A 16,466-nucleotide genomic window follows, 5' to 3' on the forward strand; every position below is an offset into this window, starting at 1 on the left:
TCGGCGAGTAGGAACCAGGCCCGCCGTCGAGGATCAGAGACGGTCGGTGATCTCGGACCAGAGGGCGGCGTAGGCCTTGGCCGCCCGGCTGGTCGGGGCGTAGGCCGCCACCGGGGCGCGGTGCACGCCCATGCGCTCGACGTCGGTGGCCGAGGGGATCGGGGTCTCCAGCAGCCCGGGGCGTTGGGCGCGCAGCTCCTCGACCATCTCGCGATGCAGGCTCTTGCGGGCATCGACCATGGAGAAGAAGCCCATGATCTTCAGCTTCTTGACCACCTCGGGGTGCTCGTTCACGAAGCCGTCGAGCTGATCGAAGGTGCGGGCCGACAACGTGGTGGGGATGATCGGCACGATGAGGGCGTTGGCTGCCCGGAACACGGCCTCGGACGCCAGCGAGATGCTCGGCGGGCAGTCGAGCACCACGATGTCGTAGTCGGACTTCATGGGAGCGAGGAGCTTCCCCAGTCGGCCGAGGGGCTTCTTCGCCTCGTCGAGGAGGAGGTCGAGGTTGCGGTACGAGAAGTCGGCCGGCACCAGGTCGAGGTTGTCGAAGTCGGTGCCCTTCACCGCCCGGTCGAGCTCGCGCCTGCCGCGGACGAGGGCCTCGCCCCCGCCCTTCACCTTGGGCTTCACCCGGAAGTAGAAGGTGGCGGCGCCCTGCGGGTCGAGGTCCCAGACCAGCACCCGGTGGCCCTCGAGGGAGGCCTGGTGGGCCAGGTTCACGGCAGCGGCGGTCTTCCCCACCCCACCCTTGATGTTGTAGGTCGCGAGGATCTTCACCCGTCGGTGCCTTCCGAGACGTCGATGAGCCGGCGGAAGACCCGCCGGGTGTCGGGATGGTCGAACGCGGCGAAGCGTCCGGCGAACTGCTGGCGAGCGCGTCGGCCCCGCTCCCCCAGGTGCTCCACCACGCCGCCCATGGCCAACAGGGTGGCCGCCGGCGTGTCGCCCCGGGCGACGAGCGCGTCGCCGAAGTGACCGAGGGCGTCGGCTTGGACCTCGGTGTCCTGGAACTCGCCGAGGCAGTCCTGCAAGCCCTTGAGGGCCTTGACGGCCAAGGGGGCGACCTCGCGGTCGAGCAACGACCCGAAGCACTCGAGCAGGTAGCGGAGGCGCTTGGCGTCCTTGCGCAGGTCGTGGAGCAGCTCGGCGGGGCTGTCGTCGCCGATGCGCCGGCCGTCGCGGACCACGCGCTTCCAGGCCTTGGCCAGTCGCTCGGCCGCCACCTCCGGCGCCGGGCGGGAGGCGTCGGTGCCGGCGTCGGTCCAGGGCTCGGTCAGGAACCGGTCCCAGGAGGCGACCAGGGCCGCGGCCCGCTCGGAGTCGAGCGCCTCGACCAGCTCGTCGTGGCAGCGCTGCTGGTGGGCGACGAGCAGATCGTGGAGGGGCTCGAGGTCGGCGGCGCGCTCGGCCGGGAGGGTGGCGACCAGGGCCGGGAGGTCGAGGAGGTGCACGTCGGCGTCACGGGTGGGCGTGGTGATGTCGCCGAGCCACTTGAACTCCTGACGCCACCGCGCCCGGGCCTCGTCGGGCAGCACACCCCGGCCCTCCTGGAGCACCGAGCGGGTGCGGCGCACCGCCACCCGGTAGTCGTGCAGGAACTCGGAGTCGGTGTCGTCCCTGGTGCCCTCGAGGTTGGCCGCCATGGTGGAGGCCAGGACCGAGAGGACCTCCCGCCACGCCTCCTCTGCGGTGACGTCCGGGTCGAGGACGAGCTTCAACTTGGAGCTGAGGTAGGCCGGGGCGTCGAGCGCCTCGCGGGCCAGATCGACCAACGGGCCGTCCACCGGCTCGAGGATGACCTGGGCGGCGAGGAAACCGGCGAGACGGGTGGCGTCCTTCTCGTAGCCCCGGACGGGCAGCACCTCGACCACCGGCGGGAGGGTCGCCGACCCGAGCAGGGTGCTGTCGTCGAGCACCAGCCTCGCCGTGGTCTTGCCCTCGTCGTCACGCTCGGCGAGCATCGTGAGACGACTCATGACCTCGGCCTGCGGGAGCAGCACCCGCATCTCGAGCAGCGGGGCCAGGCGGTCGCGCACCGGTGAGTCCGGGAGGTCCTCGACCCACCGGGGAGGGTCGGCGTCGCGGGCCAGGTCGACGGTGCCCAGGGTCTCGCCGGTCTCGACGGAGCTCCACACCAGCGTGGGCGCCTGGCGACCCCGGACGGGGCTGCGCATCTCCAGACACCCTCCGGCCTTGCGCACGCGCCCGTCCGCGGTGTCGAGGAAGATGCGGCGGGCCGCCACCTCTCCCGTCGGCACCAGCCCGGTGCGCTCGGCCACGGCCGCCAGGAGGGTCTCCGGATCACCCTCACCCACCACCGCGAAGCGCTGGATCTGGCTCACCCGCAACCCCTTGGCTGTCCGACGGTCGGCGCCAGGCTACCGGTCGGCCCGACGGCCGTGGGCCCGACCATCGCGGCCGGACCCCACCTCAACGGTGGGCTCGCTCGGCGATGAGCCAGGCCAAGCGGTCCCGGTCGGGATGCTGCAGCACGATGCGCCACGGGTTGGCCAGCGAGGTCTCGATGACGAGCACCTCTGGGTCCCGGTAGGCGGACCAGAGCTGACGTACGCCCTTGCGGCCGCGGGTGGAGTAGTGCCCGGCGGCGACGCACCCGGGCACGTAGGTGCCACCCACCCGCCAGCCGAGCTCGGCCTTCAGATCCTGCTGGGACGCCACCCGCGCATCGGTGACCACCGACATGGGGACCCGGAGGTGGGACTTGAGCGCCAACATCCGATCGGGGCCGGTGAGCTCGATGTCGACGGCATCGTCGTGGACGTGGACCTGGATCGCCATGGCCCCACGCTACGAACGGCCGGCGCCACTGCCACCTCTCGCCTCCCCGAGGACCCGTGGCCGGCAGGTGACCGGGAGGTGAACCGGCGATCGACCCGACGGTGCGGGCCCGATCTCGGCTACTTGAGCAGGTCTCGGAACGGAGTGGTGCGGTCGTTGCTGGGCTCCCGGGGCAGGCCCAGCACACGCTCGCCGACGATGTTGCGCTGCACGTCCTCGGTGCCCCCGCCGATGCGGGCCATCCACTGCCCGGTGAAGACCATCGACTGCCAGTAGCCGTCGTCGTTGGCGTCCTCGCCCCAGAGCATGCCCGACGCCCCCTGGATCGACTCGACCAGGTCGCCCTGGAAGGCCAAGCGGTCCGACACCGCGATCTTCATGACCGAGACCTCGGGACCCGGCGCCACGCCCTGGCTGGCCGCGGTACGGATCCGATAGCCCATGAACCGGCTGATCTCGTAGCTGGTGAAGAGCTCCACGAGCTTCTGGCGCATCACCGGATCGTCGGTGACCCCGCAGCGGCGGGCCAGGTCGAGCACCGTGTCCCACCCCATGCCGTGGCCGGAGCCGATGTCGGCGCGCTCGCTGGTGAGGGTGGTCATGGCCACCCCCCAACCCCCGTTCTCGGGGCCGAGGGTGTTGGCCACCGGGACGCGGACGTCGGTGAGGAAGACCTCGTTGAACTCGGCCCCACCGGTGGCCTGGCGAAGGGGGCGCACCTCGATGCCCGGCGTGCGCATGTCGACGAGCAGGTAGGTGATGCCCTTGTGCTTGGGGGCGTCGAGATCGGTGCGGACCAGCAACATGCCCCAGTCCGAGACGTGCGCCGAGGAGGTCCAGACCTTCTGGCCGTTGACGACGTACTCGTCGCCGTCGCGCACCGCCCGGCACGCCAACGACGCCAGGTCGGAGCCGGCGTTGGGCTCGCTGAAGAGCTGGCACCACACCTGCTCGCCGCGCAGGATCGGCGCCAGGAACTCCTGCTTCTGCTCCTCGGTGCCGTGCGTGATGATGGTGGGCCCGACCATGCCGATGGCCTGGGCGAACATGCCGACGGGCAGGTCGTAGCGGGCCTCCTCCTCCAGGAAGATCCCCTGCATCAAGCCGGTGAGGCCCCGACCGCCGTACGCCTCGGGCCAGGTGAGGCCGGCCCAGCCGTTCTCGGCCTTGGTGCGCTGCCAGTCACGGCAGGCCTTCACGTGGGCCTCTTCGTCCTCGGCCATCGTGCTCATGGTGACCCGCAGCCGGCCCGGCTCCTTCTGCTCCCCGTGCTGGGCCAGGAACGCCCGGCACTCCTCGCGGAACGCGGCCTCTTCCGGTGTCTCGTCGAAGTTCACTACGGCTCCCCCTGGATGCGTCTCCCTCCCATCATGTCCCGCGCGCGGCCGCGTCGCCCAAGCCGCCGTAGGGTCGATGGGGTGGAACCGCTCACCGTCGGCGTCCCCCGAGAGCTCAAGGCCGAGGAGCACCGCGTCGCCCTCACCCCCGACGGCGTCCGCGAGTTGCTGCACCGCGGCGTCGAGGTGCTCGTCGAGCGGGGGGCCGGGGTCGACTCGTCGATCCCCGACGACGACTTCGCCCGGGCCGGGGCCACCCTCGTCGACGACGCCGCCGAGCTGTGGGCTCGCGCCGGCATGGTCTGCAAGGTCAAGGAGCCCCTCGAAGAAGAGTTCGCCCACTTCCGCGACGGCCTGGTGCTGTTCACCTACCTCCACCTGGCCGCCTACCCGGCGGTGGCCGACGCCCTCCTGGCCGGCGGTGTGACCGCCTTGGCCTACGAGACCGTGGAGGACGCCCACCGACGCCTCCCCCTCCTCGCTCCCATGAGCGAGGTCGCCGGACGCATGAGCGTGCAGGTCGGCGCCCACTTCCTCGAGCGCCACAACGGCGGGCGGGGCGTCCTCCTCGGGGGCGTGCCCGGTGTCCACCCCGCCCGGGTGGCGGTCATCGGCGCCGGCAACGTGGGCTGGAACGCGGCGTGGATGGCGGCCGGGCTGCAGGCCGAGGTCCACCTGCTCGACAAGAACGCCGACCGGCTGCGCTACGCCGACCAGATCCAGATGGGCCGCATCATCACCCTGACGTCCAACCGGGGGATGATGGAACGGGTCATCGCCGAGGCCGACCTGGTCATCGGCGCGGTGCTGGTCCCCGGAGGGCGGGCGCCCACGGTGGTCACCGAGGACATGGTGCGGGCCATGAAGCCGGGCACCGTCATCGTCGACGTGGCCATCGACCAGGGGGGATGCGTGGAGACCTCGCACGAGACCACCCACACCGACCCGGTGTTCGAGCGCCACGGGGTGCTGCACTACGCCGTGGGCAACATGCCCGGAGCGGTGCCGAACACCTCCACCCACGCTCTCACCAACTCGACGCTGCCCTACGTCGCCGACGTGGCCGAGCTCGGTCCCGCCGAGGCCTGCCGACGCGACCGGGGTCTGGCCCTCGGGGTGAACACCGCCGGTGGTGCGGTGGTCAACCCGGCGGTCGCCGAGGCGCTCGGCCGAGAGCCCGTCGACGTGCACGACGCCCTCGGCGCCTGACCCACCGGCACCGGGCGGCGTACGGCTCCCGGGCGGGGTCCTCGGTACGCTCGATCCCGATGACCCCTGCACGGACGCCGCCACGGACCGGGGTGTACCCGGGCTCGTTCGATCCGGTCACCGTCGCCCACCTCCACGTGGCCGAGGCGGCCGTCGCCCGCTGCGGACTCGATCGCCTGGACCTCACCATCTCGGTGACCACCCTGGGCAAGGACGACGGGCGCCTCAGCCCCACCGAGGACCGCCTGGCCGCCCTGCACGAGCTGGCCGACCGCCGTCCGTGGCTGGGGGTGCGCACCACGCCGCAGAGCCTGCTGGCCGACATCGCCGTGGGCTACGACGTGGTGGTCCTCGGCGCCGACAAGTGGCACCAGCTGCTCGACCCCTCCTGGTACGGCTCGGCCGAACGGCGCGACGAGGCCCTGCGACGCCTCCCCCTCCTCGCCCTGGCGCCCCGACCGCCTTGGACCCTGCCCGGCCAGGACCCGGGGGCGGACCCACCGTGCGACCTCGCCGTGGTCGTGCTCGACACCGACCCCGCCCACCACCCGGTGTCGGCCACCGCGGTGCGCGACGGGCGCCACGAGTGGCGCGCCCGACCCTGAGAACCAGTCCTGAGGGGCGCGCCGAGCCCGGCGACCGCACGGCTCAGCCCGACGGCCCGCAGGACTCACGCCAGATGCCGGGGCCGACTCCGACCCCACCGATGCGCCGAGACCCGACCCGGTCGAGGAGGTGTCGGCCCGGTACGGTCGAGGTGTGCGAGTCGCCGCCGTCCAGCTCCAGTGCACCCCGGACGGCGACGCCGCGCGGGGTCGAGCCGCCGAGCTGGTGGCCCGCGGGGCGAGCGACGGAGCCGACCTGGTGGTGCTGCCCGAGCTGTTCGCCTCGCTCGGACGACGTGCCGCCATGGTGGAGGCGGCCGAACCCCTCCACGGCCCGACCGTCGAGTGGGCCTCGAGGCTGGCCCGGGAGACCGGCGTCTGGCTGGTGGCGGGCAGCTTCGTGGAGCGGGCCGACGGCGGTCGGCTGTTCAACACCTCACCGCTGTTCGCACCCGACGGCCGCCTCGTCGCCCACTACCGCAAGGTCCACCTCTTCGACGTGACCGTGGACGGGGCCGCCAACCGGGAGTCGGACACCTTCGCCGCCGGCGACGGGCCCGTGGTCCACACGCTCGACACCCTCCCGGCGGCACCGACCGTGGGTCTCACCGTCTGCTACGACCTGCGCTTCCCCGAGCTGTACCGCATCGAGGCCCTGCTGGGAGCCTCCGTCGTCGCCGTGCCCGCCGCCTTCACCGCGGCCACGGGCCGGGCCCACTGGGAGCTCCTCGTGCGGGCTCGGGCGGTGGAGAGCACCATGGCCCTGGTGGCGGCCGACCAGTGGGGCGAGGCCCCCAACGGCATCGTGAACCACGGCCGCTCGATGGTCGTCGACGCCTGGGGCACGGTGCTGGCCGAGGCGCCCGAGGAGGGCGACACGGTCGTCACCGCCGACATCGACCTCCGGGCCCAGGCCGAGCTGCGCGAGCGCCTGCCCAGCCTGGCCAACCGCCGGCCCTCGGCCTATCGCTGGCCCGACGGCGAGGGCTGAGGCCCGGCTCGGCGGCCTCGCCCGTCGGACCGAGCAACCGATGCGTCAGGCGGGTGACGTGGCGGGGTCATCGGTGCCCCACAGGTCGTTGCAGCGCTCGCACACGCTGTCGGGAACGATGCCGAGACGCATGAGCACGGCGAAGGCCTTGCACCCCAGGCACAGGCCCAAGGCGGCCTCCAAGAACGCGGCGGCGGCCAGCAGGCCGAGCACCACCTGGGCCGCCGTCCACGCCCCGGCCAGGGTGAGGGCGACCGCCGTCAGCGAGAAGGCCACCCCGATGCCCTGGGCGAAGCGCTTGGGCGGGCCCGGCACCAGCCTCGGCGCGATCGGCAGCCGAGGCGTGATCACCCGGGTCACCAACTGGCCGAGGGGGCTGGCAGTGGGACCGGTGAGCACCCGGGCCACGAAGCCGTAGGCGATGACGAAGGGGAGCCAGCGCCAGCCGGTGAGCACCGTGGTCACCACCATCGCCACCACGCCGGCGGCCACCAGCCGGGCCGAGACCTCGTTGACCGGGTCGGGGAAGCCGAAGAGGTCGGCCGGCCGAAAGCGGGGTCGTTCGGACTGGGTCATGTTCGGCTCCTCGGCACGGCGGGGTGTCGCCATGCCGAAAGCCTACCCAACAGGTCGGGATTCGAGGTCGGGACCCGAGCCAGTGGCCCGACAGGTGCGGATCGACCTGTCGGGCCCGGCTCGGTTCCCGCGAGCTGTGAAGGGATCGGGTCCTCGGGCGGTCAGCGGCCTCGGCGGCGCAAGGCACCCAGCACGGTGAGGGCCGCACCGGCGGCCAGCAGCACCAGGGCCATGGGCACCCACCCGGTGGTGGAGCCACCCGTGTAGGGCAGCGTGCCCGTGGGGGTCACCGGCGCGGCCGACTCCGAGCCGGCGAGCGTCGGCCCGTCGACCCCGCCCGACCCGTCGGTGCCCGGGCCTGCTCCACCGGGACCGGCCGGATCAGTCGGGTTCGTCAGGTCGATCGGGTCCGTGGGATCGGTCGGGTCGGTCGGGTCCGTGGGATCCGTCGGGTCGACGGGGTCCGTCGGGTCGACGGGGTCCGTCGCCGCGGGCCGGTTCAGGACCGACACCATGGTGCCCCGCGGGTGCTCGTGGGCCAGGGGCTCGGCGGTGATCAGCGACCCGAAGCCGGCGATCGTGTGGCGCTCCTCGTTGTCGGTGCCGGGGGCGATCACGATCTCGTCGCCCACCTCGAACCAGTCGCCCGGGTACGCCTCGGGAGCCATCTCCGGGAGCTCGGCGATCTCGAGGGTGGTCTCCCCGGCACCGGCCGGCTCGGTCAGGATGGTCTGGGGCTTGTAAGCCAACGGGACGGACCCGTCGCCCTCGTCGGCCGCCGGCGACGCCGCACCGGCGGCCAGCGGGCTCGATCCCGTCGTCGCCTGGCAGGCGGCGGTGTCGTAGGTGGACCACGTGGAGGTGGCCTCGTCGTAGACCTCGAGGACCGGGTCGGTGGCGTGCTGGCGCACGATGAGCCCGTCGGCGGCGTCGGCCACCGGCTGGCAGATGCCGAGCGGGGCGTCGGGGTCTGCGTCGCCGAGGATCCACCCGGCCGGCGCCGTCCACAGCAGTGCCGGGTTGAGCTGGTCGAGGTTGAACTCGAGCAGCTTGCCGTTGATCGACACCGTGCTCACCTGGGTGAGGGCGTGCTGGTAGCCGCCGTCGTAGGTGGCATAGGTGGCCCGCTCGGCCGAACCCACGGTGCGGTCGACCAGCAGGGTCTTCTCCGGATCGAGCTGCACGGCTCGGGCGCCGTCGGGCGAGAACTGCAGCAGCTTGTCCGGGCCGTTGACGAAGAAGTCCTTGAGCTGGCTCACCTTGATCTTGAAGATCTTCAAGGGGTTGAGCTCGTCGTGCTCGAACCAGTGCAGGGTGTCGCCGTGACGCAGGTTGATCGGCGAGTCGGCGAACCACTCGTAGACCTTGCGGGCCTCGCTGCTGTTGAGCGAGCGGCCCGAGGCGTGGCGGATGTCGACGATGTCGATGTCGCCGGTGAAGCCCCGCCAGTCCCCGTCGACGAACACCTCGGGCACGAAGTAGTCCGGGATCACCTCACCGTCGGGACCCTTCACCTCGTTCAGCCGGAACGGCAGGCGGTTGTCGCCGGTGCGGCCACCGGAGATGTTGGTGCCGTGCTCGAAGGCCGACGGGAAGCCATCCTTCTCCCACGAGCGGTAGAGGTCGTAGTAGTCGTCCCACTCGCCGGACCGCTTGGCATGGCGCGTGGCCACCTCGGCCCGCAGATCCGGATCGGCGATCCCGTTCAGCACCTGCTGGAGCTCGTCGTCGGGGATGGGCTTCTTGAACGCCACGATGTCGGCGTGGTCGTCGAGGTACCCGAGGGGCCCGTCGAGCTCGGCCCGCACGTTCTTGAGCTTCATGTGCTCCATCTTCTCGATGAAGCCCTGCGCCAACCGCTCGATGGAACCGGGGGTGCGATCCCGCAGCGTGATGAGCAGGTTGTTCGATCGGGCGAACTCGTCCATCGCCTCGAAGGCGGCGTAGCCCACGCCCCACAGGCGCGTGGCCACCGACTCGGTGACCCGGCCACCGTTCACCGCGGCCTGGCGGGCCACCTGGCGCTGGGCCTCACCCGACCCGGCCCTGGCCAGACGAGCCGCAGCCGCGGTCTGCTGCGCCGCCTCCTCACCGGCAGCTTCCGCGAGTTGGCTGTAGGAGCCCTTCCACTTGGCGGTCGGGATCAGGCACGAGGCCACCTCGGCGGCCACGTTGCCCCCGGCCCGGCCCCAGACCTCGCCGAGCAGGGCAGGGTCGTTGGTGGCGTAGGCCTGCTCGATGTCGGCGAACCACCCGGGCAGCAGCGCCTCGGCCGCGGCCCGCTGGTTCTCGGCGTCGGCCACGGCCATGCCGGCCTCGATGCCGAGGTCGTAGGCCTTCTGGCCGGCCTCGGCGATGAACGCCGCCTTCTCGGCCGGACCCATGAAGACCCAGAAGTCCACGTAGAGCTTGGCCGCCTTCAACGAGGTGGCGGCCAACCAGCCACCCGCCTCCGTGAGGTTCTCCCAGTCGGAGGCCAGCTCCATGAGCGTGACGACGCCGTGGACGGCGTTGTACATCCACTCGCCGACCCCGACGAAGAAGGCGTCGGTGGCGTACCAGGCGAACGTGGCGTAGTCACCGGCGTCCCAGTCGGGGTGCATGTCCACCGACGTGTTGACGTTGTAGAGCAGCTCCAACGGGTCGGGCGAGAGAGAGTAGGTGGTCGGATCGAGCTCGGTCTCGGTGCCATCGGGTTCGATCTGGATGCCACCCGGGAGCTCGAAGCCGAGCTCGGAGCGCGTGGCCCCACCAGCAGAGGTGAGCAGCAGGCCGTGGTAGGAGAGGGTCTCGCCGGGGGCGATGGTGACCTTGCCCGGTGGTAGCGCGCACGCTTCGGCGGAGAGGGTGGCATCGAGGGGCCGGAGGGGTCGGAACCCGGCGTTGCGGGCGGCGACCACTTCCATCTGCGACATGTCGATCTCGAGCTCGTTCACCGTGGAGAGGTTCACGAGGTCGACGTAGACCTTCACCTCGTCACCCCCGGTCAGCCATCCGGTGAGCTCACCGGTGCTGGTCTCCATCTCGATCGCCAGGGGCGACCCGACCGTGGCCTTCAGCTCCCCTACCCCCTGCGAGGCCGACGTGGCCCCGCCGGGGTCGGCGTAGGTGAGCAGGGCCTCGACGTCCCAGGTCCCGTCGGCGCCGACCTCGAGCACGTACTCGACGGCGCGTTCCTCCTGGGGCTGCAGGGTGAACGGACCCGGGTCGACCGGTCCCTCGGCACCATCCGGGAGACGGGGACCGAAGGTCTGCTCGATCCGCACCTCGGCCACGGTCGAGCCGTCCGTACGGACCAGTTCGAGCTCCTCGGGCCAGGTGATGCCCTCGATGGCGACCGGCGCCGTGTTCTCGGCCGTCACGGTGGCGACGACCTCCCCCGGAGTGATCTCGCCGTCCTCGGCCTCGATGTCGATGGGGTTCGGATCGAGCTCGACGGTCACGTCGAGCTCGCGACCGACCCGGCTGTTCAGCTCGGCCTCGGTGGGCCCGGCCACCGCACCCGAGGCGTCCTCACCCTGCCAGTTGCTCCGGGCGGTGAACCGGCCCGTGGTGGTCGGTTCCACCGTCCACACCAACGTGGTGGGTGACGCGCCCCGCTGAAGGGTGAACCCCTCGGCCGGGATCGTCGGCGCCTCCACGATCTCCAGCCAGGGCGGGATGGTGAGCGCGGCACCGGCGGCGCCGACCGGCACCACCGCGCTCAGGTCGCCCACGGTCTGCTCGGGACCAACCGCCGAAGGGGCGGAGAGGTGCACCTCGATGTCGAAGGGCTCGTCGGCCGGTAGCACCCCGGTGCCGTCGGGGAGCTGGGGGACGGTGAGCCACACGTCGAGCGGCGGCGCCGGCACCTCCACGGACTGGCTGGCGGAATCGGTGAAGCCGTCGCTGTCCTCGGCGGTGAGGCTGATCGACTTGGTGCCCGGCGTGTCGAAGACGTGGAGAGGGCTGGTGGCGGTGGAGCTGTCCTCACCGGCGAAGTCCCACTCGTAGGTCATGGCCAGGTCCTGCTCGTGGGTGCTGGTGTTCACGAACCGGAACTCCCCGCCACCGCGCTCCTCGACCTCGAAGGCAGCATCGGGCCCGGGGTTGCGCAGGTCGCCGTCCCAGGGGACCCAGGCCTCGGCCGTCATGGACGAGTAGGTGTCGGAGCTCCCCGACTCGGTGACCACCCGCATGGTGCCGCGCACCTTGACCCAGGTCGGTCCGTACAGGCCGTCGGGCCTGGGGGTGTTCCATGTGATGCCACACTTCGCCGCGTCGGGGCCTCGCTGCGACCAGATGGCCCCGTCGACGTTGGCCGGTCCGCCGTAGACGTAGACATTGAAGGAAGGCGACCCGCCACACACGTTGCGGGGGCCCCCTGGCATCCACATGTCGTTGTGGTATGTCACCGACGGGACCGAGGTGCCGGGCGGCTCGAGGTAGCTGCCGGCGCAGCTCACCGACGAGTTCACGACGCCGCTCGCCATGTCGAGGTACGCACAGCCACCGATGCCCCAGGTGACGTCCAGGTAGCAGGGCGAGGGGCTCCAGACGCCGCGATTGGGCCACGCGTGGCACGGGCCCATCGTCGGGACGAGCTCGAAGTCCAGCCGCGTCCCCTCGCTGAACCGACCACCGCCGGTCATGGTCACGTCCTCGTGCTCGACGGGACATGCACCACCGATCGGGTTCCCCGACCCATCGCGCTCACAGTCCGGAAGGGGGACCGCGGGCGCGGCCTTGGCGTCGGCCGGCGCCGGATCGATCGTCTCGGGGACCACCGCCAACAGGCTCGCCAACACAGCCATCAGCACGAAGATGGTCAGGACACGTCGAATCGAGGGCATGCTCGTCTCCAGGAGTTCCGTCGAACGTGGTGGAACCTAGAGATCGACCGCGAACGCACCGCGAACACCGCGCCGGCTAACACTGGGCCGAACGACCCAGTCCGGAGGACGTTCCCGCTGGTCAGCCGCTGTTCGCGCCGTCCCGCGAGATCGACGGCGTCGCGCTAGGGCACGTACTCGTAGCGAGCCAGAGCGCCCGGGAACAGCTCCTCCAACCAGGCCTGCTCGAGCGAGGCGGCGGCCACCTCGGCGTCGATCCCGAACACGTCTCGCAGCTGGGCCACGGTCAGGTGGTCGATGATCCGGTACCCCAGCTCGGGCTCGAGGTCGCCCTCGGTGCAGCCGTCCTCGCCCAGCTCCAGCAGCTGGTCGGGCACCGGCAACGTCCCGGCGAACTGGGTGAGGCCGCCCTGGGCCCGGATGGGGGCGCACAGGTCGGTGAAGGCATTGTGGCCGGCGGCAGCCAGCACGGCGTAGCGCTTGGGTGGGGCCAACCAGTCGAAGAGCAGGTCCACCGAGGTGAGCGGGATGGTGGCGTCCACCTCACCGGCGAGGATCATCGACGGCTTGTCCGGCGGGGTGGCATCCGCGTAGGCCGCAGTGAGCGCCGCCTCCCGATCGGGTGCCTCGGGGTCGACGTCGACGCCCGGCCCGGGGGCCTGGCCGATCACGGTCTTCACCTCGGGGTCGGCGGCGAAGCTCATCACCGCCGAGCCCCCGGCGCTGTGGCCCTCGACGGCGAGCTGGTCGAGGTCCATCGAGCCGGCGAGGAGACCGCCGGCGTCGGCCTCCTCGAGCTCGGCGTAGGTGGCGCGCAACACCTCCACGTCGGCACCCCGCTCGACCGTGCCCAGCGCGGAGGCGGCCAGGTCACGTTCGACGTGCTCCGGCGACGCGGTCACGAACCCCCACGAGGCCATGTGCTCGAAGTGCTGCGAGGCGTAGGCGGCGTAACCCCCGAAGCCGTGGGAGTGGATGATCACCGGGAAGGGGCCATCGGGGGAGGGGGCGACGTCGCGGTAGGCGTCGAGGGGGATGTCCTGCACGAACTGCTCGGGCATGACGGCGCGCACGGCCTCGGGGAAGGCCACCGCCGAGCTGTAGCCGTCGACCACCTCGGCCTCGGCCGTGGCGGCAGCATCGGCCGGGTAGAAGACGTAGGCCACCCGGTCGCCCATGTCGATGGTGGTGGTGCCCACCTCGTAGGGGCCCGGGCCACTGAAGTCGACGGGCTCGACAGCGGGAACCGTGGTGGTCGTGGTGCCATCACCGCCACCGTCGTCGGACGAGCTGCTGCAGGCGGCGAGCAGCACCATGGAGAAGCCCAGGGCGGCCACCACGGCCGTGCGCGGTCGTCGGATGGCCGGGCGCGTCTCGGCGTCGTCGGTGATGTGGTGCACGTGTCCCCCCAGGTCGACGGGTCGTCCGCCAGTGATCCGGCCAGTCTTGCCCACCGGATGACGGTGCTGTCGGGTCGAGCGGGTGCACGGACCCTTGGACCCGCCGGTGTGGCTCGCCGGGCGGATGTCGGCCGGCCGGCCCCGACCAGGTGGGTCAGGTGGCCTTGGACGTCTTGCGATGCTGGCGGATGGCCCCGAACCCCAGCCAGGCCGCGGCACCGACGATGGCCGAGCCGAGGATCACCCCCCACAACGGGGACGTGAAGCTCCACAACAAGAAGTCGATGGTGACCGATTTGGTGTTCTGCAACATGAACACCAGCAGCAGCACGATCGCCACGATCAAGGTGATGCCGCCGGCCCCGACGGGCAGTGAGCTCTTGGGCGGGCCGTGCTCGTGCGTCTGGTCAGCCATGCCGATCCCCTCTCGTGGGCGTCCGTGGTCGATGTTACGGGGGCAGGGTTCGAGTCGCCGGAACCATCCGGGTCACCAGGGCCATCCGAGGCGCCGGAGCCACCCGGGCACCGGGACCACCCGACCCCGTGGTCAACCGGCTCCGGTCGGCCCGTCGCTCTCGTAGCGCTCGGCGGCGGCGCCGTAGATGCCCTTGGCCATGAGCGAGCGCTCGGCCCGGCGGCGGGCCCGGTAGACCTCGGCGGCCACCGCCCGCGCGGTGCGGTCGTCGGGGTCGGCCTGCACCGCCCACTCGGCCAGCTGGCAGGCCAGTCGGTGCCCGTCGGCGTCGCTGGCCGCCGCGCTCAGCGCCTCGGCCCGGGCGACCAGCACCGCCGCGCCGCCGGCGAGAGCGGCCACCTCGCCGGCCACCTCGGCGTCGGGCGCCGGGGATGGCTCCCCCGGCCACGGCGCCGTCGACGAAGCGGGCGGACAGCTCGAGCAGGTCGGTCACGCCTGTCTCCCCTCAGTGGCCTCCGGTGCGCCTCAACCGGCGCCGAGCATCGACAGCCACTCCTGCACGTTGCGGGGGCGGAACACGAAGTTGGTGCGGCGGGTCTCGCCCATGGGCGCCGACGGCTGGGGTGAGTAGAGGTGGCCCGGGAAGAGGATGGCGTCGTCGGGCACCTTGGCCAGCTTCTGGGTGACGCTCTCGTACAGGGCGGCGGCGTCGCCTCCGGGGAGGTCGGTGCGGCCGCAGCCCTCGAGGAAGAGCGTGTCGCCCGAGACGAGCATGCCGTCGACGAAGAAGCACTGGCTGCCCGGCGTGTGCCCGGGCGTGTGGATGAGCTCGATGGGGATCTCGCCGACCATGACGGTGTCGCCGCTGTGGTGGGTGACGAGGTCGGTGGTCTCGAGGTCGGTGACCTTCTGGACGTAGGGGGCCTCGTCGGCCTGCACGTGCACCGGCACCTGGGTGCGGGCCAGGAGCTCGTGGACGCCCTCGATGCCGTAGCCCATCATGTCGCCGCCCACGTGGTCGGGGTGGTAGTGGGTGGCCAGCGCGCCGGTGAGGCGCATGCCGTCGGCCTCCACGACGTCGAGGATGCCGCCGATGTCGTAGGCCGGGTCGATGGCCACCGCCTCGCCCGTCTCGCGGTCGCCCACGAGGTAGACGAAGTTGACCATCTGGCGGGCCACCGGGTCCTGGGTGGCGATGTCTCGTCCCGCCAGCAGCTGGCGGAAGTAGAGGCGGCTGGGAGCGGCAGCGGCGTCGGACATGAGGCCATTCTGGCGCGGCTCTGGCACAATCCACTGACGTGAGCGTCAGTTCCGGATCCCGGAGGACCCGCACCTCGATGGTGCCGCCTCCCGATCTGCTGCCCGATGTGTTGCCCACCGAGCGGCTCACGGCCACGGGCATGCCGGTGCCCGCCCTCCGCGATGAGCTGCGGCGCATCCCCACGGTGCGCAACGTGGCCAACGTGGCGTCGGTGTGGATCCAATCGGTGGGGATGCTGGCCCTGGCCGCGTGGGTCTCGGCACAGGCGCCGACGGCGGTGGCGGTGGGCGTGTGGATCGTCGCCTTCGTGCTCATGGGCCGGGCCTTCGCCCTGTTCTCGATCCTGGCCCACGAGGCCGCCCACCGCCTGCTGTTCCCCGAGAAGCGGTGGAACGACCTGGTCGGCAAGTGGTTGCTGGCCTACCCGGCGTTCGTGCCCTTCGACGCGTATCGGCGCAGCCACTTCGCCCACCACAAGGACGAGCTGGGCCCCCACGAGCCCGATCTCAACCTGTACCGGGGCTACCCGATCACCAAGGCCTCGTGGCACCGCAAGCTGCGTCGCGACGCCTTCGGCTCCTCGGGCGGGAAGAACCTGAAGGGCCTCCTCGGCGCCCTGCGCTCGGCCACCAGCCGGCCCGTGGCGCTGCGCATCGTGGCCACCCAGGCGGTGCTGGCGGTGGCGCTCGGGGTGGCGTTCGGTCGCTGGTGGCTGTGGCCGCTCCTCTGGTTGGCGCCGTGGATGACGGTGTGGCGGGTGCTCAACCGGTTGCGGGCGGTGGCCGAGCACGGCGGCATGGAGCGATCGGCCGATCGGCGCCGCACCACCCACGTGGTCGACCAGCACTGGGCCTCCCGGTTCTGGATCGTGCCGTTCAACACCGGCTGGCACCTGGCCCACCACGCCGACATGGGCGTGCCCTTCCAACACCTGCCGGCCGTGCACCGAGAGCTGGTCGACTCGGGCTGGGTCACGCCCCAGATCACCTACCGCAGCTACACCCAGCTCTGGAAGACTGCGTCGACGGGCTGAGCCAC

Annotated in this window: 13 protein-coding genes and 1 pseudogene; 4 read left to right on the forward strand and 10 right to left on the reverse strand. The window is 71.7% G+C overall.

Annotation, left to right across the window (positions count from 1 at the left end; all coding sequences use genetic code 11):
• Window positions 1–33: 33 nt before the first annotated feature.
• The 4 genes from LUW87_RS09945 to LUW87_RS09960 form a co-directional block, all read right to left on the reverse strand.
• Complete coding sequence (locus LUW87_RS09945; protein ID WP_232671022.1) at window positions 34–780, reverse strand: ParA family protein; 747 nt, start codon at window positions 778–780, stop codon at window positions 34–36.
• The gene (locus LUW87_RS19235) at window positions 777–2,345 is read right to left on the reverse strand and encodes a CYTH and CHAD domain-containing protein (RefSeq protein ID WP_232671023.1); all 1,569 of its coding nucleotides are present in this window, start codon (window positions 2,343–2,345) and stop codon (window positions 777–779) included. The genes LUW87_RS09945 and LUW87_RS19235 overlap by 4 nt, the downstream gene beginning before the upstream one ends.
• An 88-nt stretch (window positions 2,346–2,433) precedes the next feature.
• Window positions 2,434–2,802 carry a hypothetical protein gene (locus LUW87_RS09955; RefSeq protein WP_232671024.1) on the reverse strand — a complete coding sequence of 123 codons (369 nt, stop codon included), beginning with the start codon at window positions 2,800–2,802 and terminating at the stop codon, window positions 2,434–2,436.
• A gap of 119 nt (window positions 2,803–2,921) precedes the next feature.
• Window positions 2,922–4,139: an acyl-CoA dehydrogenase family protein gene (locus LUW87_RS09960; RefSeq protein WP_232671025.1), complete on the reverse strand. Its 1,218-nt coding sequence runs from the start codon at window positions 4,137–4,139 to the stop codon at window positions 2,922–2,924.
• Window positions 4,140–4,220: 81 nt separating this feature from the next.
• Between LUW87_RS09960 and ald the strand changes: the two genes are divergently transcribed.
• The 3 genes from ald (at window position 4,221) to LUW87_RS09975 (ending at window position 6,944) form a co-directional block, all read left to right on the forward strand.
• Window positions 4,221–5,348 (forward strand): alanine dehydrogenase, encoded by a 1,128-nt coding sequence (gene ald / locus LUW87_RS09965; RefSeq protein ID WP_232671026.1) that lies wholly within the window; start codon window positions 4,221–4,223, stop codon window positions 5,346–5,348.
• Window positions 5,349–5,407: 59 nt separating this feature from the next.
• Window positions 5,408–5,953 carry a hypothetical protein gene (locus LUW87_RS09970; RefSeq protein WP_232671027.1) on the forward strand — a complete coding sequence of 182 codons (546 nt, stop codon included), beginning with the start codon at window positions 5,408–5,410 and terminating at the stop codon, window positions 5,951–5,953.
• Window positions 5,954–6,107: 154 nt separating this feature from the next.
• Window positions 6,108–6,944, forward strand: coding sequence for a carbon-nitrogen hydrolase family protein (locus LUW87_RS09975; RefSeq protein ID WP_232671028.1), 837 nt, complete (start codon window positions 6,108–6,110; stop codon window positions 6,942–6,944).
• Window positions 6,945–6,989: 45 nt separating this feature from the next.
• On the opposite strand, the gene LUW87_RS09980 is transcribed toward LUW87_RS09975, so the two are convergent.
• From LUW87_RS09980 to LUW87_RS10005, 6 genes and pseudogenes are all read right to left on the reverse strand, one after another.
• A complete protein-coding gene (locus LUW87_RS09980; protein WP_232671029.1) occupies window positions 6,990–7,520 on the reverse strand; it encodes a DUF4395 domain-containing protein in 531 nt (176 codons plus the stop codon).
• Window positions 7,521–7,681: 161 nt separating this feature from the next.
• Window positions 7,682–12,313 carry a PKD domain-containing protein gene (locus LUW87_RS09985; protein WP_232671030.1) on the reverse strand — a complete coding sequence of 1,544 codons (4,632 nt, stop codon included), beginning with the start codon at window positions 12,311–12,313 and terminating at the stop codon, window positions 7,682–7,684.
• 203 nt (window positions 12,314–12,516) lie between these two features.
• Window positions 12,517–13,806, reverse strand: a complete 1,290-nt coding sequence (locus LUW87_RS09990; RefSeq protein WP_232671031.1) for an alpha/beta hydrolase family protein — start codon at window positions 13,804–13,806, stop codon at window positions 12,517–12,519.
• 100 nt (window positions 13,807–13,906) lie between these two features.
• A complete protein-coding gene (locus tag LUW87_RS09995; protein ID WP_232671032.1) occupies window positions 13,907–14,167 on the reverse strand; it encodes a LapA family protein in 261 nt (86 codons plus the stop codon).
• A gap of 132 nt (window positions 14,168–14,299) precedes the next feature.
• A pseudogene (locus LUW87_RS10000) lies at window positions 14,300–14,587 on the reverse strand (alkyl sulfatase dimerization domain-containing protein); the annotation flags it as partial.
• Window positions 14,588–14,692: 105 nt separating this feature from the next.
• A complete protein-coding gene (locus tag LUW87_RS10005) occupies window positions 14,693–15,427 on the reverse strand; it encodes an MBL fold metallo-hydrolase (protein ID WP_232671034.1) in 735 nt (244 codons plus the stop codon).
• Window positions 15,428–15,465: 38 nt separating this feature from the next.
• Between LUW87_RS10005 and LUW87_RS10010 the strand changes: the two genes are divergently transcribed.
• Window positions 15,466–16,461 (forward strand): fatty acid desaturase, encoded by a 996-nt coding sequence (locus LUW87_RS10010; RefSeq protein WP_232671035.1) that lies wholly within the window; start codon window positions 15,466–15,468, stop codon window positions 16,459–16,461.
• Window positions 16,462–16,466: the final 5 nt, after the last annotated feature.

The sequence above is a fragment of the Rhabdothermincola salaria genome, assembly GCF_021246445.1.
In the GTDB taxonomy this organism is placed as follows: domain Bacteria; phylum Actinomycetota; class Acidimicrobiia; order Acidimicrobiales; family Acidimicrobilacustridaceae; genus Rhabdothermincola_A; species Rhabdothermincola_A salaria.

What these genes read in the sequence shown, in the direction of transcription:
- LUW87_RS09980 (WP_232671029.1), bottom strand. Translation starts at nt 7,520, where the DNA reads ATGACCCAGTCCGAACGACCCCGCTTTCGGCCGGCCGACCTCTTCGGC.
- LUW87_RS09985 (WP_232671030.1), bottom strand. Translation starts at nt 12,313, where the DNA reads ATGGCTGTGTTGGCGAGCCTGTTGGCGGTGGTCCCCGAGACGATCGAT.
- LUW87_RS09970 (WP_232671027.1), top strand. Translation starts at nt 5,408, where the DNA reads ATGACCCCTGCACGGACGCCGCCACGGACCGGGGTGTACCCGGGCTCG.
- LUW87_RS10005 (WP_232671034.1), bottom strand. Translation starts at nt 15,427, where the DNA reads ATGTCCGACGCCGCTGCCGCTCCCAGCCGCCTCTACTTCCGCCAGCTG.
- LUW87_RS09955 (WP_232671024.1), bottom strand. Translation starts at nt 2,802, where the DNA reads ATGGCGATCCAGGTCCACGTCCACGACGATGCCGTCGACATCGAGCTC.
- LUW87_RS09995 (WP_232671032.1), bottom strand. Translation starts at nt 14,167, where the DNA reads ATGGCTGACCAGACGCACGAGCACGGCCCGCCCAAGAGCTCACTGCCC.